The organism is Kitasatospora sp. NPDC004240, assembly GCF_053603215.1.
The window spans coordinates 1-21,860 of sequence record NZ_JBSGFD010000065.1; the positions used below are offsets into that span (position 1 = coordinate 1).

At 73.0% G+C, this 21,860-nt stretch carries 22 protein-coding genes, 1 tRNA gene and 1 pseudogene; 7 read left to right on the forward strand and 17 right to left on the reverse strand.

The annotated features are described in order from the left end of the window. Window positions 1–305: 305 nt before the first annotated feature. Window positions 306–881, forward strand: a complete 576-nt coding sequence (locus ACWEQL_RS19315) for a TerD family protein (RefSeq protein ID WP_452151470.1) — start codon at window positions 306–308, stop codon at window positions 879–881. Window positions 882–916: 35 nt separating this feature from the next. After that, window positions 917–2,029 (forward strand): DUF475 domain-containing protein, encoded by a 1,113-nt coding sequence (locus tag ACWEQL_RS19320; RefSeq protein ID WP_452151471.1) that lies wholly within the window; start codon window positions 917–919, stop codon window positions 2,027–2,029. An 82-nt stretch (window positions 2,030–2,111) separates the two neighbouring features. Here ACWEQL_RS19320 and ACWEQL_RS19325 read toward each other — a convergent pair whose 3' ends face one another. Then, entirely contained in the window at window positions 2,112–3,338 is a 1,227-nt protein-coding gene (locus ACWEQL_RS19325; RefSeq protein WP_452151472.1) for a DUF2637 domain-containing protein, read from the reverse strand. A 346-nt stretch (window positions 3,339–3,684) separates the two neighbouring features. Between ACWEQL_RS19325 and ACWEQL_RS19330 the strand changes: the two genes are divergently transcribed. Then, the gene (locus tag ACWEQL_RS19330; protein ID WP_452151473.1) at window positions 3,685–4,410 is read left to right on the forward strand and encodes a Tellurium resistance; all 726 of its coding nucleotides are present in this window, start codon (window positions 3,685–3,687) and stop codon (window positions 4,408–4,410) included. A gap of 82 nt (window positions 4,411–4,492) precedes the next feature. Here the strand turns inward: ACWEQL_RS19330 and ACWEQL_RS19335 are convergent, their stop codons facing one another. Continuing rightward, complete coding sequence (locus ACWEQL_RS19335; protein ID WP_452151474.1) at window positions 4,493–5,629, reverse strand: TerD family protein; 1,137 nt, start codon at window positions 5,627–5,629, stop codon at window positions 4,493–4,495. A gap of 391 nt (window positions 5,630–6,020) precedes the next feature. Between ACWEQL_RS19335 and ACWEQL_RS19340 the strand changes: the two genes are divergently transcribed. The 3 genes from ACWEQL_RS19340 to ACWEQL_RS19350 all read left to right on the forward strand — a co-directional run bounded on the left by ACWEQL_RS19340 (window position 6,021) and on the right by ACWEQL_RS19350 (window position 10,764). Continuing rightward, window positions 6,021–7,226, forward strand: a complete 1,206-nt coding sequence (locus ACWEQL_RS19340) for an HpcH/HpaI aldolase/citrate lyase family protein (RefSeq protein WP_452151475.1) — start codon at window positions 6,021–6,023, stop codon at window positions 7,224–7,226. A gap of 77 nt (window positions 7,227–7,303) precedes the next feature. Beyond that, window positions 7,304–9,901, forward strand: a complete 2,598-nt coding sequence (locus ACWEQL_RS19345) for a phosphoribosyltransferase (RefSeq protein ID WP_452151476.1) — start codon at window positions 7,304–7,306, stop codon at window positions 9,899–9,901. Further along, on the forward strand, window positions 9,901–10,764 hold the full coding sequence (locus ACWEQL_RS19350; protein WP_452151477.1) for an HAD family hydrolase: 864 nt from the start codon (window positions 9,901–9,903) through the stop codon (window positions 10,762–10,764). The genes ACWEQL_RS19345 and ACWEQL_RS19350 overlap by 1 nt, the downstream gene beginning before the upstream one ends. 37 nt (window positions 10,765–10,801) lie before the next feature. On the opposite strand, the gene ACWEQL_RS19355 is transcribed toward ACWEQL_RS19350, so the two are convergent. The 3 genes from ACWEQL_RS19355 to ACWEQL_RS19365 form a co-directional block, all read right to left on the reverse strand. Next, window positions 10,802–11,026: an FmdB family zinc ribbon protein gene (locus tag ACWEQL_RS19355; RefSeq protein ID WP_452151478.1), complete on the reverse strand. Its 225-nt coding sequence runs from the start codon at window positions 11,024–11,026 to the stop codon at window positions 10,802–10,804. A gap of 36 nt (window positions 11,027–11,062) precedes the next feature. Next, on the reverse strand, window positions 11,063–11,581 hold the full coding sequence (locus tag ACWEQL_RS19360; RefSeq protein WP_452151479.1) for a DUF4442 domain-containing protein: 519 nt from the start codon (window positions 11,579–11,581) through the stop codon (window positions 11,063–11,065). A 163-nt stretch (window positions 11,582–11,744) separates the two neighbouring features. After that, window positions 11,745–13,034, reverse strand: coding sequence for a hypothetical protein (locus ACWEQL_RS19365; protein WP_452151510.1), 1,290 nt, complete (start codon window positions 13,032–13,034; stop codon window positions 11,745–11,747). Window positions 13,035–13,283: 249 nt separating this feature from the next. Between ACWEQL_RS19365 and ACWEQL_RS19370 the strand changes: the two genes are divergently transcribed. Continuing rightward, window positions 13,284–13,358: transfer RNA gene (locus tag ACWEQL_RS19370), tRNA-Val, on the forward strand. Window positions 13,359–13,413: 55 nt separating this feature from the next. Here ACWEQL_RS19370 and ACWEQL_RS19375 read toward each other — a convergent pair. From ACWEQL_RS19375 to ACWEQL_RS19430, 12 genes and pseudogenes are all read right to left on the reverse strand, one after another. Next, entirely contained in the window at window positions 13,414–14,547 is a 1,134-nt protein-coding gene (locus ACWEQL_RS19375) for a site-specific integrase (RefSeq protein WP_452151480.1), read from the reverse strand. Beyond that, window positions 14,547–14,735 carry a helix-turn-helix domain-containing protein gene (locus ACWEQL_RS19380; protein ID WP_452151481.1) on the reverse strand — a complete coding sequence of 63 codons (189 nt, stop codon included), beginning with the start codon at window positions 14,733–14,735 and terminating at the stop codon, window positions 14,547–14,549. Before ACWEQL_RS19380 ends, ACWEQL_RS19375 begins: the two co-directional genes overlap by 1 nt. 477 nt (window positions 14,736–15,212) lie before the next feature. Continuing rightward, window positions 15,213–16,688 (reverse strand): ATP-binding protein, encoded by a 1,476-nt coding sequence (locus ACWEQL_RS19385; protein WP_452151482.1) that lies wholly within the window; start codon window positions 16,686–16,688, stop codon window positions 15,213–15,215. A gap of 2 nt (window positions 16,689–16,690) precedes the next feature. After that, the gene (locus ACWEQL_RS19390) at window positions 16,691–17,545 is read right to left on the reverse strand and encodes a bifunctional DNA primase/polymerase (RefSeq protein ID WP_452151483.1); all 855 of its coding nucleotides are present in this window, start codon (window positions 17,543–17,545) and stop codon (window positions 16,691–16,693) included. 84 nt (window positions 17,546–17,629) lie between these two features. Further along, a complete protein-coding gene (locus ACWEQL_RS19395) occupies window positions 17,630–17,827 on the reverse strand; it encodes a hypothetical protein (RefSeq protein ID WP_452151484.1) in 198 nt (65 codons plus the stop codon). A gap of 20 nt (window positions 17,828–17,847) precedes the next feature. Continuing rightward, entirely contained in the window at window positions 17,848–18,129 is a 282-nt protein-coding gene (locus ACWEQL_RS19400; protein WP_452151485.1) for a hypothetical protein, read from the reverse strand. Then, window positions 18,126–18,335 carry a hypothetical protein gene (locus ACWEQL_RS19405; protein WP_452151486.1) on the reverse strand — a complete coding sequence of 70 codons (210 nt, stop codon included), beginning with the start codon at window positions 18,333–18,335 and terminating at the stop codon, window positions 18,126–18,128. The genes ACWEQL_RS19400 and ACWEQL_RS19405 overlap by 4 nt, the downstream gene beginning before the upstream one ends. A 13-nt stretch (window positions 18,336–18,348) precedes the next feature. Next, window positions 18,349–18,537 carry a hypothetical protein gene (locus tag ACWEQL_RS19410; RefSeq protein ID WP_452151487.1) on the reverse strand — a complete coding sequence of 63 codons (189 nt, stop codon included), beginning with the start codon at window positions 18,535–18,537 and terminating at the stop codon, window positions 18,349–18,351. Window positions 18,538–18,572: 35 nt separating this feature from the next. Then, window positions 18,573–18,803 (reverse strand): hypothetical protein, encoded by a 231-nt coding sequence (locus ACWEQL_RS19415; protein ID WP_452151488.1) that lies wholly within the window; start codon window positions 18,801–18,803, stop codon window positions 18,573–18,575. 162 nt (window positions 18,804–18,965) lie between these two features. After that, window positions 18,966–21,107: a cell division protein FtsK gene (locus ACWEQL_RS19420; protein WP_452151511.1), complete on the reverse strand. Its 2,142-nt coding sequence runs from the start codon at window positions 21,105–21,107 to the stop codon at window positions 18,966–18,968. 172 nt (window positions 21,108–21,279) lie between these two features. After that, entirely contained in the window at window positions 21,280–21,477 is a 198-nt protein-coding gene (locus ACWEQL_RS19425; RefSeq protein ID WP_452151489.1) for a hypothetical protein, read from the reverse strand. A gap of 24 nt (window positions 21,478–21,501) precedes the next feature. Beyond that, window positions 21,502–21,852 (reverse strand): annotated as a pseudogene (locus ACWEQL_RS19430) (RRQRL motif-containing zinc-binding protein); the annotation flags it as partial. Window positions 21,853–21,860 lie beyond the last annotated feature (8 nt).

Genomic DNA, 21,860 nt, shown 5'->3' on the forward strand with positions numbered 1-21,860 from the left:
CTCGCGTGTGGTTTTGTTTTACTTTGGTCCCCCCCCCCCCGGGGGCCCCCGCCCCCCCCCCCCCCCCCGCCGGGCCCCCCCCCCCCCCCCGGGCGCCCCCCGGCCCCGGCTTCGTGCTGTCCGGCGGTCCCGCGCTTCGTGCCGTCCGGTGGTCCCGTGCTTCGTACCGCCCTGGTTCCGTGGGGTGGCGGCGCACTGGGAGGATAGGAGTTCAGGAAGTTCAGCCGGTCGAAGTCGGCCGGACGGGGCCACGGGGGCATAGAACCTGAGACGCGCCCCGGGACCAGAGGGAGGAAAGGACAGCCATGAGTGTCACGCTCGCCAAGGGCGGCAACGTCTCGCTCACCAAGGCCGCGCCGAATCTGACGCAGGTGCAGATCGGCCTCGGCTGGGACGCCCGCTCGACCACGGGCGCGCCGTTCGACCTCGACGCGAGCGCCCTGCTCAGCTCGGGGGGCCGGGTGCTCGGCGACGAGTACTTCGTGTTCTACAACAACCTGAAGAGCCCCGAGGGTTCGGTCGAGCACCAGGGCGACAACCTCACCGGCGACGGGGACGGCGACGACGAGGTCGTCGTGGTCAACCTGGAGCTGGTCCCGGCCCAGGTCGACAAGGTGGTCTTCGCGGTGTCGATCTACGACGCCGAGGCCCGGATGGAGAACTTCGGGCAGGTCCGCAACGCCTACATCCGGGTGGTGAACAACGTGGACGGGCAGGAGATCGCCCGCTACGACCTCACCGAGGACGCCTCCAGCGAGACCGCCATGATCTTCGGCGAGCTGTACCGCTACGCCGGCGAGTGGAAGTTCCGCGCGGTGGGCCAGGGGTACGCCTCCGGCCTGCGCGGGATCGCCCTCGATTTCGGCGTCAACGTACAGTAACCGCCAAAAACTGAATCGAAAGGTAACCAACTCCCGTGCTCCTGCGCACATTCGGCTGGTCGTTCGCGGTCACGGCCGTCGGTCTGATCGTCTCCTACATCCTCTGGGGTGCCGAGGGATTCGGCATCGTGCTGATCCTGTCGATCCTGGAGATCTCGCTCTCGTTCGACAACGCGGTGGTCAACGCCACCGTGTTGAAGCGGATGAACCCGTACTGGCAGAAGATCTTCCTGACCGTCGGCATCCTGATCGCCGTCTTCGGCATGCGCCTGATCTTCCCGCTGCTGGTCGTCGGGCTGACCGCCCACCTGTCGCCCGGCACCGTCATCGACCTGGCGCTGCACGGCGACAAGACCTACGAGGGCCAGACCTACGCCCAGTACCTGGAGGCCGCCAACCCGGCCATCGCGGCCTTCGGCGGCATCTTCCTGCTGATGATCTTCCTGGACTTCATCCTGGGGGAGAAGGACTTCCACTGGCTGCGCTGGGTCGAGCGCCCGCTGGAGAAGGTCGGCAAGCTGGAGGCCTTCTCCACGGTCGTCGCCCTGGTCACGCTGGCCCTGGTGGCCAACTTCTTCGCCGGTGACAACGCCGAGACCGTGCTGCTGGCCGGTCTGCTGGGCCTCGCCACCTACCTGGCGGTCAACGCCCTCTCCAGCGTCTTCGAGGACCGCCTGGAGGAGGACGCCGAGGCCGAGGAGGAGGCCGAGAAGGGCGGCAAGTCGATCGTCCAGGTCGGCGGCCGGGCCGCGTTCTTCCTCTTCCTGTACCTGGAGGTCCTGGACGCCTCGTTCTCCTTCGACGGTGTGGTCGGCGCCTTCGCCATCACCAGCGACATCTTCGTGATCACCATGGGCCTCGGCATCGGCGCCATGTACATCCGGTCGCTGACGGTCTTCCTGGTCCGCAAGGGCACCCTGGACGACTACGTCTACCTGGAGCACGGCGCCCACTACGCGATCGGCGCGCTGGCGCTCATCCTGATGGTGGGCATCGAGCACCACATCCCGGAGATCGTCACCGGCCTGATCGGCGTCGGCTTCATCGCCCTCGCCCTGGGCTCCTCGATCCTGCGCAACCGCCGGATCGCCGCCGAGGGCGGCGAGGGCGGCGAGGAGGAGAACGAGCCGGCCTCGCTGGCCAAGTAGCCTCCGCCGCCCCCGCGGCCCGCACGACGAAGGCCGCCCCCGCACGATGCGGGGGCGGCCTTCGCGTTGTCGCTCGGGCGTCTCAGCCGAGCTGCTGCTCGATGGCGCGCAGCTTGCGCTCCAGCGAGTCCAGCTTCGGCATCGACAGGGTGTCGTCGTCCGCCGTCAGGTCGACGGCCGAGGAGCTCCGGTAGGACGAGGAGCCGTACGAGGAGGACGATCCGCTGTCGTACGAGGAGGACGAGCCGTACGACGAGGAGGACGAGCCGTACGAGGACGAGCCGCTGTCGTACGAGGAGCGGTAGGAGCTCTCCGAGGAGGAGCGGCCGGAACCCGTGGCCGAGGACGAGGAGGAGCCGACGGCGGCGCGCGGACGGCGGCCGGCCTCCAGGGCGCTCAGCGGGGCGGCTTCGAGGGCGGGGGCGGCGTCGGAATCCGCGGCTAGGGCAGGCTCCGTAGCGCTCTGGCCGTCTCCGGCAGACGTGAGGGCGGGCACCTGGCGGCCGCCGCGGGCCCGGGCGAGCATGCCGCCCTGACGGGCGATGGCCTTCAGCTCGGCGCGCTCGCGGCGGTCGGCGGTACGGGCGCGCAGCTTCGCGTCCTGCTTGGCCTGCCGCTCCTCGCGCACCTCCTCGACCGCCTCGTCCAGGCTGCGGACGTTCTCCAGCAGCATCAGCGACCAGGCCGCGTAGGTCTCGCGGGGGGCGCGCATCCAGCGCACGATGCGGATCTGCGGCAGCGGGCGCGGCACCAGGCCCTGCTCGCGCAGGGCGGCCTTGCGGGTCTGCTTCAGCGCGCGGTCGAACAGGATCGCGGCCGAGATGGACATACCGGAGAAGAACTCCGGGGCGCCGTCGTGGGCGAGACCGCGCGGCGCGTGCACCCAGTTGAACCAGGCCGAGGCGATCGCGAACACCCAGACCAGCAGGCGCGAGCCGAGTGCGGCGTCACCGTGGCTGGCCTCGCGCACCGCGAGCACCGAGCAGAACATGGCCGCGCCGTCCAGGCCGAACGGGACCAGGTACTCCCAGCCGCCGGAAAGGCCGAGGTTCTCCTTGCCGAAGCCCACCAGTCCGTGGAACGACAGCGCGGCGGCGACGCCCGCGCAGCAGAACAGCAGGACGTAGGAGGAGATCCCGTAGATCATCTCCTTGCGGCGCCGGCGCTCCTCGCTGCGCTCCCAGGAGTCCGTGATCTCCTCGGACTTGTTGTTGCTCTTGAAGCGCAGGGTCGCCACCAGGATGGCGGTGAACAGCAGGGCTGCGCCGCCGACGACGGTCCAGACCAGCTGTATGGAGGTCAGGTTCATTGCGGGTCGGGCCTCGGCTTTCCGCAGGGACAGGGCTGTGGTGCGACACAGGAGCGGTCAGGTGCCGTCGGGGGCGGCGGTCCTGACGGAGCGTCGCCGCCGTCGGGGCGCGCCCACCGTACCCGTCCGGGGTGAACGGGACACCTGTGCGGCAAGACGATATCGCGTCCGAGGAGGCGGCATCGTACGGGAGGGAAGTTCGGTCCGCCAATCGCCCCGCCGGGGTGGCCGGGATGCGTCGCCGGGGTGGGGTGGGGTAGGGGATCCGGGTACCGGTCGGCGGGCTGATGACCGATCATGGATCGGCGGACCGCCGGAGCGCCCGGCGGTGCTGGGGGAGGACTGGATGGCCTCGATTTGGGAGTACCTGCGCGGGGATCGCAACGCCTTCGACTCCGGCGGGCAGTACAAGATCACGCTCACCAAGTCGTCGCCGCAGCACGCGATCACCGGCGCGGCGGCCACCACCGGCTTCCTGTACATCAACCTGTACTGGCAGAACCGGGTCTCGGGCCCGGCCCCGACCGCGGGCGAGTCGCTGCGCCGCTGGTTCAGCCCGCGCATCCTCAGCCCCCAGGAGCCGGACGCCCAGCCGGGCCAGGTCAACGTCGACCTCGACCTCGCCTGCATGTACGAACTCGCCGACGGCTCCCGGGGCGTGGTGCAGCCGCTCGGCGGCTACTTCGGCGACCTCCAGAAGCCGCCCTTCGTCAAGCTCAGCGGTGACGACCAGTACGGCGCGCCCTCCGGCGAGACGATGTACGTCAACCTGGAGAAGAAGGACCAGTTCAAACGGCTGCTGGTGTTCGTCTACATCTACGACGGCACGCCCGCCTTCGAGCAGGCCAACGCGGTCGTGACGATCGTGCCGCAGACCGGTCCGCGGATCGAGATCAAGCTGGAGGAGCGGGCCAGGGCGGCCCGCTCCTGCGCGGTGGTGCTGATCGAGAACGTCGGCGACAACCAGCTGCGGGTGCGCCGCGAGGTGCGCTACGTCAACGGCTTCCAGGCCGACATCGACCGGCTGTACGGCTTCGGCATGCAGTGGCAGCGGGGCTACAAGGCGGAGTAGCGGCCCGACCGTGGCCGGTCACCACTCGGGGACGGGCGGTGGCGGGTCACGGTCCGGGTGGGGGCGGCCGGTGCGGGAGGGATCAGCGCGGCTGGAACTGCGGTCCCTGCGGCGGCAGCGCGAACTCCTCCGCGCCCGGCGACGGCTGCACGGGCGGCGGGGGCTGCTGGGTGTGCTGCTGCTGCGGGTAGCCGTAGCCGGAGTGCTGCGGAGCCTGCTGCTGCGGCGGATAGCCGTACGAGGGCTGCGGCTGCTGGGGCTGCGGCTGGGGGTACGGCGGCTGCTGGGGCGCCTGCTGCGGCGGGTAGCCGTAGGAGGGCTGGGGCTGCGGCTGGGGGTAGCCGTAGCCGCCCTGGGCGGAGGTGGGCTGCGGCTGCGGCCGGGGCGGGTAGCCGTACGAGGGCTGCGGCGCCGGCGGGGCCGGGGGAGTCGGCGGCAGGGTGGGCGGCAGCGAGGGCGGCGGGGGCGTGGTGGTGGGCACCGCGGACGGCGCCTGCTGGGGGGCCGGCGGCTGGGCGGGCGCGGCCGGCTGCGGGGCGGACTGCGGGACGGCCGGGGCCAGGGTGTACGTGCCCGGCTCGGGCCGGGCGGCCGGCATGGGGGCCGGGGTGCTGCGCGGGTCCACGGGGGCCCGGGTCGGGGCCCGGCCGGCGTCGGTGGCGCCGTCGCTCTCGTCGTCGACGGTGATCCCGAAATCGGTGGCCAGGCCGATCAGGCCGGAGGCGTAGCCCTGGCCGACCGCGCGGAACTTCCAGGCGCCGGCCCGGCGGTACAGCTCACCGGCCAGCAGCGCGGTCACGTCGTCGGCGTCCGTCATCGCGAACTCGGCCAGCGCGGGCGCGCCCTCACCGGCCGCGGTGTCGTACAGCAGCACCCGCAGCCCGGTCACCGAGCGGAACGAACCGCCCTCGGAGGAGCCGGCCAGCACCACCCGGTCGATGTCGGCGGGCAGCTTGCCCAGCTCCACCTCGACCGTGTCGGCGATCTCGGCGCCGCCGGCGGTCTGCTGCTTGGGCAGGTGGCGCACCAGGCCCGACGGGTGCCGGGGCTGGTTGTAGAAGACGAAGTCGGCGTCCGACCGGACCCGCCCGTCGGGTCCGAGCAGCAGCGCCGAGGCGTCCACGTCCGGCGAGCCGGGCGCTGCGCTCCAGCGCAGCACGGCGCGGACCGCCGCCACCGGCAGTGCGATGTTGGCGCCCTTGGCCATCACGTGCGTCATAGCCGACCATCCTGCCTGTTCGCCACCCCTTCGGACAACGTGACCGAAGGTGGCGGAAGCGTGGGGGACTTTGCCAACGCTTGCGCTTTGTGAAGCGGACGGTAACCTTCCGAGAATTCGACGTTTCGGAGGCGCGTTCGGCCGGACGCGGTCCGTACGATGGCGGCCGGAAGGCCCCGGGGGGCGCGGGCGGGGGGTTCGACGATGCACGTCCCGGAGCGCGGCGCGGGAACCACCGCGCGCGGCGGATTGTTCCTCCTCGTGACACCCCCCTGGTCCCGGGACCGGCCCCGCCGTCGCGGCCGCCACCCCGATCCCCGGCATCCCGTCCGTCCGTCCGCGTACCAGCGAGCCGCCCCCGCGGCCGCCAGCACCCCCTGAGGAGAGCACCATGCGCCACTTCGGCCACCTCCCCGACTCCGTGCGCGACCGGCTCTTCCACGAACAGCCCCGGGCCTTCACCCCGGGCAGCGAGGCCGCCGTGCTGTCCACGGCGCTCGGCGCGACCCTCTACAGCCCGGCCACCCGGACCACCCTGGCGGCCGACATCCGCAAGCAGGCCGCGCGCGGGGTGGTCTCCATGGTGCTTTGCCTGGAGGACGCGATAGCCGACCACGAGGTGCCCGCCGCCGAGGCCAACCTGGTCGCCCGACTGGGTGAGATCCACGCCGAGAATACCGACCGCGGCGGTGAAATCTCCACCGGTTGCGCACAGGATCTGCCCCTGCTCTTCATCCGGGTCCGCGCCGCCGGGCAGATCACCGACCTCGCCGAGCGGCTCGGCCCGGCGATCGGCCTGCTCACCGGGTTCGTGCTGCCCAAGTTCACCGAGGACAGCGGCGGCGCCTTCCTGGAGGCCCTGGCCGCCGCCGAGGACGCCACCGGCCACCGGCTGTTCGCCATGCCCGTCCTGGAGTCGCCCGAGCTGGCCCACCTGGAGACCCGCCGCGATCAGCTGTTCGGCGTCGCCCGGCTGCTGGACAAGTACCGCGAGCGGATCCTCGCCGTACGCCTGGGCGTCACCGACCTCTGCTCCGCGTACGGACTGCGCCGCTCGCCCGACCTCACCGCCTACGACGTGGCGCTGGTCGCCGCCGTGATCGGCGACGTGGTCAACGTGCTCGGCCGCGCCGACGGCACCGGACACACCATCACCGGGCCGGTCTGGGAGTACTTCCCCGTCCAGGAGCGGATGTTCAAGCCCCAGCTGCGCCGCACCCCGTTCGCCGAGGCCGAGCCCTCCGGCGAGGCCGTCCGCCAGCGGATCATCGAGCACGACCTGGACGGCCTGATCCGCGAGATCGAACTCGACCGCGCCAACGGACTGCTGGGCAAGACCTGCATCCACCCCAGCCACGTGCCCGCCGTGCACGCCCTCTCGGTGGTCACGCACGAGGAGTACAGCGACGCGCGCGACATCCTCGACCAGGAGCGCGGCGGGGGCGGCGTGCTGCGCTCGGCGTACACCAACAAGATGAACGAGGCCAAGCCGCACCGGGCCTGGGCCGAGCGGGTGCTGCTGCGGGCGGAGGTGTTCGGGGTCGCGCGCGAGGACGTCAGCTTCGCCGAACTGCTCTCGGCCTGCCTGTGCGCCTGAGCCCGCCCGACCCTTCCGGCCTCGTCGACCTACCGATGAAGCAGCGCCACCCAGTACCACCGAAAGCGGGACCAGTAGTGACAGCACAGCGAGAGTGGACCGGCCGCTGGGTCGCCGACCGGGCCGGCATCGCCCTGACCGGGTCCGACCGGCTGCCCGGCCTGGTCGGCCTGGCCCTGCGCGAGAACCGCAAGCGGGCCCACCTGCTGGTCTCCAACGTGCTCGGCAAGCACGTGCCGCAGCGGCCCTCGGTGGTGCACGGCGCCGGCCTCGAACTCGGCCGCCGCGTACGTGAGTTGCTGGGCGCGGAGGCGGCGGCGCGGGCCGTCGTGCTCGGCTACGCGGAGACCGCCACCGGCCTCGGCCACAGCGTCGCCGACGGCCTGGATGCCCCGTACCTGCACTCCACCCGGCGCCCCGTGCCCGGACTGGACCCGGTCGGCGGCTTCGAGGAGGAGCACTCGCACGCCACCTCCCACCTGCTGCTGCCCGCCGACCCCCGGCTGCTCGCCGGGGACGGGCCGCTGGTGCTGGTCGACGACGAGTTCTCCACCGGTAACACCGTGCTCAACACCATCCGCGCCCTGCACGCCCACCACCCGCGCGCCCACTACGTCGTCGTCGCACTGGTCGACCTGCGCGCCGACACCGACCGGGCCCGCCTCGCCGACGCCGCCGCCGAACTCGGCGCCCGGCTCGACCTGGTCGCCACCGCCGCCGGCGGCGTCGACCTGCCCGCCGACGTCCTCGACCGCGCCGAGCGCCTGATCGCCGAGATCGGCCCGGCCCCCGAGCCCGCCCCCGCCGCCGCGCCCGCCCGGGTCGTCCGCGTCGAGCCCGACTGGCCGGCGGACCTGCCCGACGGCGGACGGCACGGCTTCACCGCCGAGCACCGGGCCGGGCTCGAAGCCGTCCTGCCCCGGGTGGCCGGGCGGATCGCCGAGGCCCTGGACGGCGCCGAGCGGCGGATCCTCGTCCTCGGCTCCGAGGAGCTGATGTACGCCCCGCTGCGCCTGGCCGGCGCGCTCGCCGACCACCTCGGAGACGGCGGCGAGGAGCGCGTCCGCTTCTCCACCACCACCCGCTCGCCGGTCCTCGCGGTGGACGACCCCGGCTACGCCATCCGCACCCGGCTGGCCTTCCCGGCCCACGACGACCCGGCCGACGACGCCTCGCGCGAGCGCTACGTCTACAACGTGGCCCCCGGCGCCGACCCGGGGCGCCGCTTCGACGCGGTGGTCCTCGTCGTCGACAGCCACGGCGACACCCCCGCCCTGCACGAGGGCGACCGGGCCCTGCTCACCCAGCTGCGGCAGGTCACCGACCGCGTCGTGCTCACCGTCCTGCCCTCGCACCGGCCTGTCCCGCCACTCCTGGAGCCCGCTGTGCCGACCTCGCCGACCGTGACGCCTCCGGTCGTCCCCTCGACCGTGACTCCTCCGGTCGCTCCGCCGACCGTGACCCCTCCGAGCGCCTCTCCGTCGGGTGCGCCCCTGAGCGGCGCGCTGCCCACCCCGCTGCCCACCCCGCTGCCCACCCCGCTGTACGGCCCCGCGTTCTCCTCGTACGCCGCCGAGGAGGTGGCCTGGCTGCTCAAGGACCTCTCCGACGTCGCCCTGGAGGCCCCCACCGAGGAGCGCGAGGAGGCCGTGCAGAACGGCGGCGCCCACTACGCCGAGTCGCTGCCCGTCGAGTACCAGCCCAGTCCCGAGTACCAGGAGCTCTTCCACCAGGCGCTGCGCACCTCCGCCCGCCGGATCGCGCTCGCCGTCGGCACCGTCGCCGAGACCCTGCTGCGCGAGCGCGGCCAGGGCCTGGTGCTCGCCTCGCTCGCCCGCGCCGGCACGCCCGTCGGCATCCTGATCCGCCGCTACCTCCGGCTGGCCCACGGCCTGGACGTCCCGCACTACGCGGTCTCCATCGTCCGCGGCAAGGGCATCGACCCGGTCGCCCTGCGCTACCTCGCCGCCCACCACCATGCCGGCGACGTGGTGTTCGTCGACGGCTGGACCGGCAAGGGCGCGATCACCCGCGAACTCGCCGAAGCCCTGGCCGGCACCGGCTTCGACCCCGACCTCGCCGTCCTCGCCGACCCCGGCCGCTGCGTGCGCACCTACGGCACCCGCGACGACTTCCTCATCCCGTCCGCCTGCCTCAACTCCACCGTCTCCGGCCTGGTCTCCCGGACCGTCCTGCGCGACGACCTGATCGGCCCCGACGACTTCCACGGCGCCAAGCACTACACCGAGCTGGCCGGCGCCGACGTCTCCGACGCCTTCCTGGCCACCGTCGCCGACCACTTCCCCGACGTCCGCGACCTCGCCGTCGAGGCCTGCGCCGACCTGTCCGGCGCCGCCGACCGCGAACCCGACTGGGCCGGCTGGGCCGCCGTCGAGCGCATCAGCGCCGAGTACGGCATCGACAACGTCAACCTGGTCAAGCCCGGCGTCGGCGAGACCACCCGCGTGCTGCTGCGCCGCGTCCCCTGGCGGGTGCTCGCCCGCCGCGGCAGCGGCGCCGACCTCGACCACGTCCGTCTGCTCGCCGCCCAGCGCGGCGTCCCCGTCGAGGAGGTCGACGACCTGCCGTACACCTGCGTCGGCCTCATCCACCCCCACTACAGTCGGGGAGCGACCGGTGCCGACGGCACCGCCGTCCCGCTGAAGGAGTTCTGATGACCGGCCCGGCCGCCCCGCGATTCGTGGTCGCCAGCGACCTCGACCGCACCCTGATCTACTCCAACCGGGCACTCGCCCTCGACGTGCCCGACCGGCTGGCCCCGCGCCTGCTCTCGGTCGAGGTGCACGACGGCAAGGCGCTCTCGTTCATGACCGAGCGGGCCGCCGAGCTCCTGGTCGAGCTCTCCCGCGAGGCCGTCCTCGTCCCCGCCACCACCCGGACCAGGACCCAGTACGAGCGGGTCAACCTGCCCGGCCCGACGCCCGGTTGGGTCCCCGCGTACGCGATCTGCAGCAACGGCGGGCAGCTGCTCGTCAACGGCGTCCCCGACGAGGACTGGCGCGCCGAGGTCACCGGCCGGCTGACCGCCGCCTCCGTGCCGCTGAGCGAGGTCGTCGAGCACCTCGCGCTCACCGCCGACCCCGAGTGGACCCACAAGCGCCGGGTCGCCGACGACCTGTTCGCCTACCTGGTCGTCGAACGCGCCGAACTGCCGGCCGGCTGGCTGGACGAGCTCACCGGCTGGTGCGCCGAGCGCGGCTGGACGGTCTCCCTCCAGGGCCGCAAGGTGTACGCGGTGCCGGCGCCGCTCAGCAAGAGCGCCGCCCTCGCCGAGGTCGAACGGCGGGTGGGCGGCGCGACCGTGCTCGCCGCCGGCGACTCGCTGCTCGACGCCGATCTGCTGCTCGCCGCCGACGCCGGCTGGCGCCCCGGGCACGGCGAACTGGCCGACAGCGGCTGGACGGCCCCCGGGGTCACCGTCCTGGACCTGGTCGGCGTGGCGGCCGGTGAGGAGATCGTCCGGTGCTTCCTGGACCGGGTGCGCTCGGGCGTCGGGGAGAGCGTGCCGGTGGCGTAGCCCCGGTTCCTCGTTCGGCTCCCTGCTTCCTCCTGGTTCAGCCGCAGCAGCCGCCCCCGCAGCAGCCCCCGCCACCGCCGGCGGACTGCTGTGGGGCGGCGGCCGCACCGCCGCCGACACCGGTGACGGCGACGGTGGAGAGCAGCTTCACGGTGTCCTCGTGCCCCTGCGGGCAGACCGCGGGGTCGTTGGCCTGCGCCATCGCGCGGCGGAGTTCGAAGGTGGCCCCGCAGGTGCGGCAGCGGAAGTCATAACGTGGCATGCCCCGCAGCGTACCCGCGTCGCCGGGCCGGCGGACCTACGCCTGCGCGGGGGTGCGCTCCTGCCGCTCCTGCTGTCCGTTCTGCTCGGTCACCCGGCGCTTCTCCCGGACGTACACCTGCTTGCGCACCCGGGCGACCACCGAGCCGTCCGCGGCCAGGACGTCGGTGTCGAACCAGACGAGGGCCTTGCGACCGTCCCGGGTCAGCTCCCGGATCTCCTCCAGGCGCTCCTCGGTGAGGGTGAAGTCGGCGAAGACGTCGCCGCGTCCGGGCGCCACGAAGTCGATCTCGCCGGCCGAGTCCCAGACCACGTAGTCGCGGCCGAGGTTCTGCATCACCAGCAGCATCCAGAACGGGTCGGTCATCGCGAAGATCGACCCGCCGAAGTGCGTACCGACGTAGTTGCGGTTGAACCGTCCGAGCCGGAGCCGGACGCGGGCGTGCCGGTAGTCCTCCGAGAGGGACAGCACCCGGATGCCGGCGAACAGGAACGGCGGCCAGAGGTTGATCCCGCGACGGAAGGTGGCGGCGGACATGCTGCGCTTACGAGCCATGGCGGTGACTCTAGCCGAAGATGTTACCCGTGAGTAGCTTCTGCTTCCGCGGCCCTTCTCTTGGCCCGCCTTTTCCCTTCCCCGCCCTTCCCCGTCGTTCTCCTGGCCGCCCTTCCCCTGGTCCGTCCTTCCCTTCCCCGTCCTCCTCCTGGCCCGGCTCCCGCTACGGCCGGTGACCGCCGAGGTCCTCGCGGATCAGCTCCACCACCCGCGCCGACGTCTCCCGCACGGCCGCCAGCTCCGACAGGAAGCGCCAGTAGTCGGGATGCCGTCCGGCCGCCTCCAGCTCCGCCACCGCCCGGTCCAACCGCTCCACCGCGGCGTCCAGCGGGGCGGCGTGCCGGGGATCCGGTGCCTGCCGGCCGGACATCGCCAGCCGCTGCGCGTCCCGCAGGGCGAAACGCGTCCGCTCGACCTCCCGCTGGGGGTCGTGCTGCACCTCGTTCAGCTGCCGCAGCCGCTCGTTCACCGCGACCACCGAACCGTCCGCCGCCTCCAGTAGCGCCCGTACCGTTCCGATCGCCCCGGTCGCGTCCGCCCAGCGCTGCTCGTCCCGCGCCCGCGCCGCCTCCACCAGCTTCTCCTGCGCGGCCCGCCCGGTCTCCGCGACCTGATCCGGCACCCGCTGGAGGTCCTGCCAGCACGCCGTGCTGAACCGTCGGCGCAACTCGCTCAGCGCCGGCTCCACCGTGCCCGCCTTGGTCTCCAACGCCTGGATCCGGGTCCGCAGGCTCGCCACCCGCCGGTCCAGCTCCCGCGCCCGCTCCGGCAGCTGCCCGGCGTCCGCCGCGATCGCGTCCGCCCGCTGCGCCACCCGCTCCGCCCGCTGCAGCGTCTCCGCCACCCCGTGCCGCGCCGCGCCCTCGTTCAGCCGGGCCAGCTCCGGCGCCAGCTCGGCCAGGCGGGACGCCAGCTCGTCCGCCCGCAGACCTGCCGCGCGGACCGCCTCCAGCGCGTTCGTCGCGGCCAGCAGCGAACGCTTCGCCCCCTCCACCGCCGGCGTCACCCGCATCAGCTGCGACTCCGCCTGCTGGATCGCCGGCTGCAACCGCTGCAGGAACGCGTTCAGCTCCCGCTGCGCCGCCCCCAACTGCCCGGTCACGTCCTCCAGCCGGCGCCGCGCCCGCGCCGCCACCCCGGACTCCAGCTCCTCCGCGTCCAGATCGTGCGCGTCCAGGGCCTCCAGGTAATTCACGCTCACCTGGTCGACCCGCCCCGAGATCTCCCGGAAGTCCGCCAGCGCCCGCTGCGCCGTCGGCCCGTCACCCGCCGCGCGCACCGTCTCCACCGCCAGCTGCACCTCGCGCTGCGTCGAGTCCAGCTCGTAGAACGCCTGCTGCGCCGTGTCCCGCGCCGCCTTCGCGTCCGCCCGCTGCCCCTCACCCCGCCGGAACCAGCCGCCGCGGCCGCCCCCGAGCCCGCCCAGCGCCGACGCCCCCGCCGCCCCGAGCATCCCGGCCACCACCAGCGGCAGCACCAGCGCCTCGACCGCAGCACTCCCCGGCCGCCCCCGCCGCCGCCCGCTCCCGCCGGACACCCTCACGCCGCGCTCCCTGATCCGACCGCCACTCCACCGCCCATTCTTCCCGATCACCCCCACCCCCCGGCACCCCACCCGTCCCACTCCCCGACCACCTGCGCCCGACCACCCACCGGACCAGGTACTCTTGGCACTCGTCGTGCCCCCACCGGGCCACGCCGAGGGCGCGTAGCTCAGCGGTAGAGCGCTGCTCTTACAAAGCAGATGTCGGCGGTTCGAAACCGTCCGCGCCCACCAGCACAAACGCCCCGGACCGATGTCGGTCCGGGGCGTTTGACATCTCAGACTGACATCAGTGACGACGCTTGAGCAGCCGGTCCATGTTCCCGAGGGCCTCACGCTGGGTGTCCTGCGCGACGTGGGTGTAGACGTTCATCGTCAGCCCGATCTGGCTGTGGCCGAGGATCTCCATCACCACCCGCGGCGGCACCCCGCAGGCCACCAGCAGCGTCGCGCACCCGTGCCGGGTGTCGTGCAGCCGGATCGCCGGGACGTCGGCGGCCTTGGACACCCGGACGAACGAGCGGTAGAGGTTGGTCGGCTCGATGGGCCGGCCGGACCGGGTGGTGAAGACGTAGCCGGTCTCCTCCCACTTCTCGCCCGCCGCGCGCCGGGCCTCGTCCTGCCGCATCCGGTGCCAGCGCAGGGCCGCCACACAGATCCGGGGGAGCGGCACGGGCCGGCGCTTGCCGCTCTTCGTGGTGTCCGCGTACAGCTCGCCGCGGACCCGCTGCACCTGCTCGCGGACGACCAGGACCCGGTAGTCGAGGTTGACCTCCGACCAGCGGAGCCCGACGATCTCCCCGCGCCGCATGCCGAGCGCGATGGCCAGGACGAACGCGGCGTAGAGCGGGTCGGTGCGGGCAGCCGAGAGGAAGGTGAGCGTCTGGTCGAGCGTCCACGGCTTGACCTCACGGCTCGTCACCCGGGGCGGCGGGACCAGCATCGCGACGTTCCGCACGATCAGCTCGTCCCGGCACGCGGCGCTCAGCGCCGACCGGAGCACCCGGTGCGACTCCTTCGCCGTGGCGGCGCTGGACTGCGCGGTGACCTTCGCCAGGAACGTCCGCACGTCGCGCGGGCTCAGCGACTCCAGACCCTTGGAGCCGAGCAGCGGGACGAGGTAGAGGCGTACGTGCGTCTCGTACTTGGCGGCGGTGGTCCGCTTCCTCTGGGGGGCGATGAAGTGTTCCAGCCAGTACGGCAGCCACTCGGAGAGCTTCGCCGACCGGGTCGGGGTCGCGATGCCCTGCTTGGCGCGCTCCACCAACTCCTTGCGCTTGCTGTCGCACTCGGTCCAGGTCGACCCATAGGCGAACTTGCGGGCCCACGTCCCGTCGGGCTGCGGGACGTATACGGCGGCCTGGTAGCGCCCGTCCTTGCGCTTGGTTACGGTGCCGGCGCCGTTCGGGTTGCGCTTGGCCATCAGGCGTTCTCCTCCATCTTGGTGCGCAGGTAGTCGTGCAGGGCGGTCACGGGGATGCGGCGGAGGCGGCCCTCCGTGAAGCTGTCGAGCTTCTTGGTGCGGATGAGGTCGTAGACCTTGCTGCGGCTCATCCGCAGGGCCGCCATGACTTCGGGGACTTCCAGGACGAGGGGCGGGATGGTGGTCACGGTGGGGCTCCTCCCGGGTTCACAGGTGGGGTGCTCGGTGGCGCCGGTCGTCAGGTGTGTGGTGGCTTCTCGCGATGCGCGCGTGTCCGAGGCGGGGATTTCTGCGTCACCGCGTCATCAGCGTCATCCAGGTCTCTGACCTGCGCTTTTGGGTGACGCGACGGTCGGCGGGTGCGTCACCGCTGTGTCATGGGCTGCGTCATCGGATGACGCAGGTGACGCAGGATGACGCAGAAGCCGCCGTCTGCGTCACCGGTCCCGACGCAGGTCAGGGGCTGTTTTCTGGCCCGCGTGACGCAGGTGACGCAGCGTCTTCCTACTTAGGACAAAGGCGGGGGTGTCTGTGGTGGTGAGGTGCGCCTCAGAGCGTGAAAGGAGCCGCGCGCGGCGCGGCCCTCTCGCGGCTTCGCCGAACAGCAAGAGGAGCACCCGGTCCCGCCGACGGGTGCTCCTCTTGCCGTTCGAACGCACGGCAGGTCAGTGCAGCCGCGGCTCCTCGTGCGGGGCCTTGGCGGCCGGGCGGGCCATTTCGAGGTAGCGGCCCTCTTTCGTGCGGCCGGTGTCGATGAGGACCCCCCGGGCCGCAAGGGTGGGCTGCAGACGCTTGAGCCGGTCGGAGAGGACCTTGCCGGTGGTCGGCCAGCCCTTGGGCAGGGAACGGAGTTCGTCGCCGCTGTAGAGGCGGCTGAGGCAGTTCAGCCACTCCGTGGACGTCATGCGCTGCGCGGTGCCCGGGGCGATGGTCTCGGCGTGCTTGAGGACGGTCTGCGCGAGGAGGTCACCCTCGATGACGTCGTCGTTCAGGTCGTCCACACTGGCCCGGTACGCGGCCAGAGACCCCCAGCCGGTCGCGATGTCCAACTGCGCGCACAGGTGGGCGAAGTCCGCCATCCGCAGGTCGGTCGGGGTCTCCGCCTCGGCGGCGCGGACCGTGACCGTCAGGTCCAGCAGCGACCCGAGCACGACGGGGAGCACGTCCGCGTACTCGGCCCACAGTTCCGCTTCTGTGCGGCGGACGCGGGGCCGCTCCAGCCGCAGGGGCAGGAGGCGTTCGGCGAGGTCGGGGCGGATGACGCCGACGTCGATGCCGGTCAGGAGCAGGGGGCGGCGGTAGGCGGAGCGGTGGACGTCGCCGTCGGTGAACAGGGCGCGCTTGACGCTCTCGGCGCCGGTCACGATGCAGCACATGGCGTCGGACAGGTCGGGGGTCATGTGGGAGAGGTTGTCGAGGGCGGTGACCCATCCGGCCGCGACGGCGGCGATCAGACTGTCCTCGTCCTTCGGCGGCCTGCGCAGGTCGCCGCTCATGCCTTCGATGATCCGGGTCAGCATCCGGCCGGCGGTGGACTTGCCGGCGCCCTGCGGGCCGGTGAGGAATGGGGCCGGGACCGGCACGGACGGCCCCAGGCAGCCGATCAGCCACGCGATGGCCAGGCACTCGGAACTGGCGCTGGCGAAGTTCGTCAGCCGCAGCAGGAGGTCGATGCCCTTGCCGTCGGTGTCCTTGGCCGGCACCGGGAGTTCACCGGTGAGCTGGGTGCGCCGCCAGCACACTTCCCGCGGGTCCGGGACGACGGTGTCCCAGCCGGTGGGGTGGATGCGCACGGACAGGCCGTCCGCGCGGCCCAGGTCCAGCCACGTCGCCCCGTCGAACCCCGGGGCGACACGGATGTGGACGGGCTGCACGTCCTCGTGCAGGGCGAGCGCTTCGATCAGGTCCAGCGCCTCCTTGAGAGCGGTGCCGTTGAACACGCCGACCCCGTCGCGGTACAGGCCGACGATGAGTTCCTGGCGGTGGCTCCCGGTGGTGCCCTGCGAGCGGATCGGACGGGCCACCGGGTGCCCGGTGCGCTGTGCGTACACGGTGCCGTCGGCGGTGCGGAAGTACCGGAAGTGCGCCTGGGCGTAGTCGGTGATGATCTCGCGGGCCGGGGTCTTCTCGTCCTCGGCCACGACTACACCCCCAACCGGGTCAGGGCGTTGGCCCACGCTTCCGTGCAGTGCCGGGCGGATTCGCCCTTGGCCTGCGCCGCAGCGAACAGCCGCTCCGTGTGCGCCTCGGTGAGGCACCCGCATCGGCCGTGCGTCGAGAGCACCGCGAGGAACGCCCCGAACACCGTGGCGTGCACCGCGCCGGTGGCCTCGGTGATGCGCTGCTCGGCCATGGCGATGCCGCGCTCCAGGAAGGTGGGCGTGCGGTGGGGGCACTTCCCGCCCCCGGCCGGTGCGGGCACCGCGACGGCCGTCGGCCGGACCGGGGCGGGCTCCTTCACGACCAGGGCCCGGACGACGTCCGGCAAGGCCGCCCAGGTGCCGGTGCCCGGTCCGAGCCACCGCGCATAGGCCATGGCGGACTTGATGTCCACGCCGGGCCGCACCGCGTTGGCGGAGGACATGGCGCCCCGGTAGAGCCAGTGCTCGCCCCGGGTGGTGGCGACGGTCCGGGTCGCGGGCAGGTTGGCGTGGGCCCACGCGATGGCGTCCGCGTCGTCGAGGTCCACGACGGTCACGCCCGCGCCACCGGGGTGGTAGGCCACCGCCGCCGCCTCCCGCCACGCCGATGCCCACGCGGGAGACGCGATGACGCTGGGGTCGGTGGTGGCGGCGGCCCAGCCGTGGCACGGCGCCGGGCAGGTGCAGGGGCCGGGGGTCTTCATGTTCGGCCGGCCGCCGCACGCGTTGCTGGCGCAGTGCCGGCAGTTGCCGAACGGCAGCTTCCCGGCCCGCAACGGCAGCACGGGCACGCCGCCGGCCGCCAGGGAGAGCGCGGCGGACAGGTGCTCTCCCCGGATCTCGGTCGGATGGGTCATGCTGGGCGTCTCCTCGTCTCGATGGGCGGGGGACCGGAGCGGCCGGGTTCCTTGGCTGGGTATGCCGGCCGCTCCGGAGCGAAGTCAGTTCTTGTCGGGTCCGCAGAGGCAGTGCTCGGGGTCGGCGCCCTGTCCGATCCGGCAGGCACAGGCGATGAGCCCGATCGGGGTCTCGACGGGGTCGCCGCCGGTGCAGTGGTCGCACTCGCCGGGCTGCCAGTCCCCGGAGTCGTCGCTGTCGAAGTCGTCGTACTCGTCGGGGTCGTAGTTGTCGTAGTCCACGGTGTTCTCCTGTGGTGGTGTCAGGCGGCGCGGCGGTCGCGCTGGGCGGGGAAGGGAATGACGGTCGCCAGCCGCGCGGCCTGCTCGGCGACGGGGGCGGGAGCACCCTCGCCACCGTCCGGCGGGGCCGCGCCGTCGACGGCCACGCGGGCGGCGCGCTCGGCGGCGGACTCGGCGAGTACCTGCTGAATGGCGGCGGAGTCGGTGGCGGCGCCGCGCCAGGTGTGGGCGATGGCGGCGGCGCCCGCGATGCCGGGGCCGAAGAGGACGGCGGCGGTGATGAGGTCGGTGGTGGTGCTCACGGGGTACCCCCTCGGGCGGCGGTGGCGAGCAGGTCGATGAGGTCGGCGCCGAGCAGCGCGGCGCGCTGCTCGATGGCGGTCCAGGACTCGGCGTCGATGTGGAGCAGGGCGGCGAGCGCGGCGGCCGGTTGCTGTTCGGCGGCGGCGGTCAGCGCTTCGCGCAGGTGCACGGCGGCCAGCGGCCGGATCGCGGCGGGGGTGGTCATCGCGGGCGCCGGGTCAGTGGTTGCTGACGGCGGTGGCGACGGCGGCGAGGAAGCCGTTGACGGGTCCGGCCAGGCCGGTGGAGGCGGCGGTGAGGCCGGAGAGCCAGATGACGGCGGCGGATCCAGCGCCGACGCGCTTGGTCCACACGAGGACGACGGTGACGACGCCGGCGATGAGGGCGACGGACAGGGTGACGGCCATTGCTGTTCTCCCGGGTTCGGCGGTGCGGGGGCGGATTAGTTGGTGCCGGAGTGCCAGGTGCGGTTGGCCACGTTGTAGAGGTGGCGGCCGACGCGGATGCGCTTGCCGACGCCACGGCAGCGGCGGCAGTGCTTGCCGCGCTTGGGCTTGCCGCGCCGGTCGGTCTTGAGCTGGAAGCCGAGGCCGTCGCACTTGCGGCAGTCGCCGAACGGGCTGGCCGCACACAACGCGGCGTAACCGAGCGTGGCCAGCAGCAGCGCAGCCATAGCGGCCGGTATCAGGGGGGTCAAGGCGGTCTCCAGAGCAGGTTCGGGGCGCGCGAAGACCAGGGCGCTAGCCACTAGCGCCCTGATCAGGGCATGTTTGGTGTGCTAGCGGGGGTGCTAGGTCTAGCGGGGGTGCGCGCTAGACCTAGCACCGGTGCTGGGCTATCCGGCGGGCCGGTTGCGGTCGCGCTCGGTGACGGCGCGGATGATGTCGGCGCGCGTGATGCCGCGCCGGTTGGCGCCCTTTCCGTCGCCGGTCGTGCCCCAGACCTGTCCGGTGGTGATGCCGTAGGGCCGCAGCGCGCTCACCAACTGGTCGGCGCGCGCCCGGCCCTCCAACTCGCCCCACGGGCCGTAGGCGTCCGGGCGCAGGTCGGCCAGGCGGGTGACGATGGTCTCGGACCAGAGCTTGGGCTCGTCGGGGCCGATGACGGCGAGGATGTCGGCGAGCAGGTCGTAGGCGGGGGCAGCCGCGGCGGCCGTCTGGTCGCCGCCGGCGGCGTGGCCGGTCAGCAGTCCTGCGTGCTCGCGCGCGGTGCGCCCGCGCTGGGCGATGGCTTCGGCGTTGGGGGCGTCGACGAACACCGAGCGCACGATCTGCGCGTCCGCGCCCTCGCCGCCGATGTAGTAGGCGATGCCCCGGTCGGTGCGGGCGAAGCTGGTGGCCTTGATACCGCGCTTGTAGGCGCCAGTGCCCAGCACCATGTCGTTCTCGATCTGGCCCATGACCTTCAGGCACAACCGCAGGATCGCGTTGGCGCTGATGCCGGTCGGGAGGGACTTGGAGTCGGGGCGCTGGGTGGCCAGCAGCAGCACGATGCCGGTGGCGGGTCCGCGCTTGACGAGGTCGGTGCAGATCTCCTCGAACTCGGCCCCGTACTTGGGGTGTTCGAACCAGACCTGGCACTCGTCGACGCCGACGACGACCGGGTGCAGCCGCAGGGACGGGTTGTTGGCCAGGTCGCTGGTGACCTTGGACTCGGGGCAGATGTCGCGGGGCAGGGAGCGGATGACCTTGGTGCGACGGCGCAGTTCGGCGCGCAGTTCGCGCATGTCGGCGATGGCGTACTCGATGTCCTCGTCGTCGTCGCCGGCGCGGTGGCGGTGGGAGACCTTGTCGCCGACGGGGTCGAGGTCGCCGGTGCCCTTGAGGTCGTAGGTGTGCAGTTCGGCGCGCGGGTCGAGGGCGGCGATCAGCAGCAGCAGACGCAGCAGGAACGTCTTGCCCATGCGCGGGACGGCACCGATCACCCCGGCGATGAACATCAGGGTGACGGTCACCCAGGTGCCGCGTTGGTCGGTGGCGAAGGGGATCGGGTTGAACAGGTCGACGGCGCCGGCCTTGGCGAGCGGCCACGCGGGCTGCTTGGCCTTGGCCATGTCCTGATCGCCGACCCACAGGATCATGCGGCCGGTGTGCTCCCCGGGCGCGGCCTCGGGCCACACCGTGCCCAGCGGGCGCCGCAGACCGGAGGCGAGGCGATCGCGGCGGTCCATCACGTCCGCCACGGTCACGCCGTGCGGCAGCTCCACGTCCGCGCGCCAGCCGGGGCCGTCGCGCATGATCGGGGCGGCGAAGGTGATGGCCGACCCCTTCGACTTCGCGGAGGTGATCCCGCCGATGCCCAGCGCTTCCAGGGCTCGGATCACCATGTCGCTGGTGAGCTTGGGCGCCTTGGCCTTGACCACAGCGCGGGTGATCAGCGGCTCGTCGGCCGGAGCCCCGGCGAAGCCGAGGGCCAGCACCACGGCCGAGGCCAGCGCGACCAGCGTCGCGGTGCCGGCCATCACGAGCAGGACGATGACGGCCGCGAGTCCGAACACCGAGGCGCACATGGTGATCAGGCCGCGCAGCCGCACCCGCGCGTCGCGCTGGCGGCACAGCTTCAGGTAGAGCTCGGCGTCCTCGCGGCGGGCGGCGGCCGCGCGCAGCGGCTGCCCCTCGGCGTCCGAGGTCCATCGGCCCAGGAAGTTCATCGTGCGGGCGGCGCCGCGCGGGGCCCGCAGCGCCAGGCGCCCGGCGTACAGCGGGCAGCGGATCGCGTGGTAGGCGACCGTGTGCCCCACCAGATCGGCGGTGTAGGTGAGTTGGGTGCGCAGCTCCTCGCGCGAGAGCAGCCACACGGGCAGGATCGGGCGGCGCGTGCCCACCGGCAGCGGCAACGGCAGTGCGGTGGGGGCGGGCGGCAGGTCGACGTAGAGGGGCGGCTCGTCGTCGCCGTCGCCGTCGGCCAGCGAGGTGGTGGCGCGGCGCTCGGCGCGCGCCTTGCCGAGGTCGACCACATCCGCGCCGTCGGCGGCCATCTCGGCCGCCAGGCGCTCGAACAGGTCGTCCTCGGCGTCGTCACCGGGCACCGGGCCCGGGGTGTGGTGGTTCACTGGTGCTTCCTTCCTCACAGGTCATGCGGGGCAAGGGAGTCCCGGGGCGGCCGTCGTGCCGGCAAGCTGGGCAGCCGCCCCGGGGCATGGGTTGTGGTCAGCGGCCCGTGGGCCGCAGCTCGTACGGGTGGCACAGGACCGGGGCGATCAGCCACCCGATCCGGCCCACGGTCCAGCGGCCCTGCGTGAGCGGGCCCGGCGGCACCTCATCGACGATCCGGCCCGTGCGGCCGACCGCACGCGGGTCGTCCTCACAAGCCACGATCAGCACCTCTTCACCGGCGACGAACGTCACGGCGTGAACTCCTTCGTTCTCGGGTCAGGCCGCGAGCGCGGCCGAGTCGGAACAGGGCAGGCAGACGCCCAGGTGCGCGGGCAGCACGTACCCGGCATCCCGCCCGCAGGCCGGGCAGGTGCGGCGGGCGGCGTTCGCCTTGGCGAGCGCGGCGGCCCGTCCGGGTGTCATGGGGCGTACGGGCTTGGCGTGGGTGAGGCGGTAGAGGTAGGCGGTGCGCACACCCCGGCGGGTGCTCCACAGGATCTGCGCGGCGACGTCCTGTCCGCCGGGCCGCAGGCCCCGGGCGCGCAGTTGTCGGCGGGTGAGCAGGCCGGCCGGGGCCATCCGCCACGGGTAGGTGGGGGTGCCCCCGAACCGGCTGCCGTCGGGGTTTCAGAACC

Coding starts and splice junctions, on each gene's coding strand:
- ACWEQL_RS19365 (WP_452151510.1), bottom strand. CDS start 13,034: ATGCTCGGGGCGGCGGGGGCGTCGGCGCTGGGCGGGCTCGGGGGCGGC.
- ACWEQL_RS19360 (WP_452151479.1), bottom strand. CDS start 11,581: ATGGCTCGTAAGCGCAGCATGTCCGCCGCCACCTTCCGTCGCGGGATC.
- ACWEQL_RS19325 (WP_452151472.1), bottom strand. CDS start 3,338: ATGAACCTGACCTCCATACAGCTGGTCTGGACCGTCGTCGGCGGCGCA.
- ACWEQL_RS19415 (WP_452151488.1), bottom strand. CDS start 18,803: ATGGCTGCGCTGCTGCTGGCCACGCTCGGTTACGCCGCGTTGTGTGCG.
- ACWEQL_RS19350 (WP_452151477.1), top strand. CDS start 9,901: ATGACCGGCCCGGCCGCCCCGCGATTCGTGGTCGCCAGCGACCTCGAC.
- ACWEQL_RS19355 (WP_452151478.1), bottom strand. CDS start 11,026: ATGCCACGTTATGACTTCCGCTGCCGCACCTGCGGGGCCACCTTCGAA.
- ACWEQL_RS19315 (WP_452151470.1), top strand. CDS start 306: ATGAGTGTCACGCTCGCCAAGGGCGGCAACGTCTCGCTCACCAAGGCC.
- ACWEQL_RS19340 (WP_452151475.1), top strand. CDS start 6,021: ATGCGCCACTTCGGCCACCTCCCCGACTCCGTGCGCGACCGGCTCTTC.
- ACWEQL_RS19330 (WP_452151473.1), top strand. CDS start 3,685: ATGGCCTCGATTTGGGAGTACCTGCGCGGGGATCGCAACGCCTTCGAC.
- ACWEQL_RS19420 (WP_452151511.1), bottom strand. CDS start 21,107: ATGGCCGCCGACGGCGCGGATGTGGTCGACCTCGGCAAGGCGCGCGCC.
- ACWEQL_RS19375 (WP_452151480.1), bottom strand. CDS start 14,547: ATGGCCAAGCGCAACCCGAACGGCGCCGGCACCGTAACCAAGCGCAAG.
- ACWEQL_RS19410 (WP_452151487.1), bottom strand. CDS start 18,537: ATGGCCGTCACCCTGTCCGTCGCCCTCATCGCCGGCGTCGTCACCGTC.
- ACWEQL_RS19335 (WP_452151474.1), bottom strand. CDS start 5,629: ATGACGCACGTGATGGCCAAGGGCGCCAACATCGCACTGCCGGTGGCG.
- ACWEQL_RS19405 (WP_452151486.1), bottom strand. CDS start 18,335: ATGACCACCCCCGCCGCGATCCGGCCGCTGGCCGCCGTGCACCTGCGC.
- ACWEQL_RS19390 (WP_452151483.1), bottom strand. CDS start 17,545: ATGACCCATCCGACCGAGATCCGGGGAGAGCACCTGTCCGCCGCGCTC.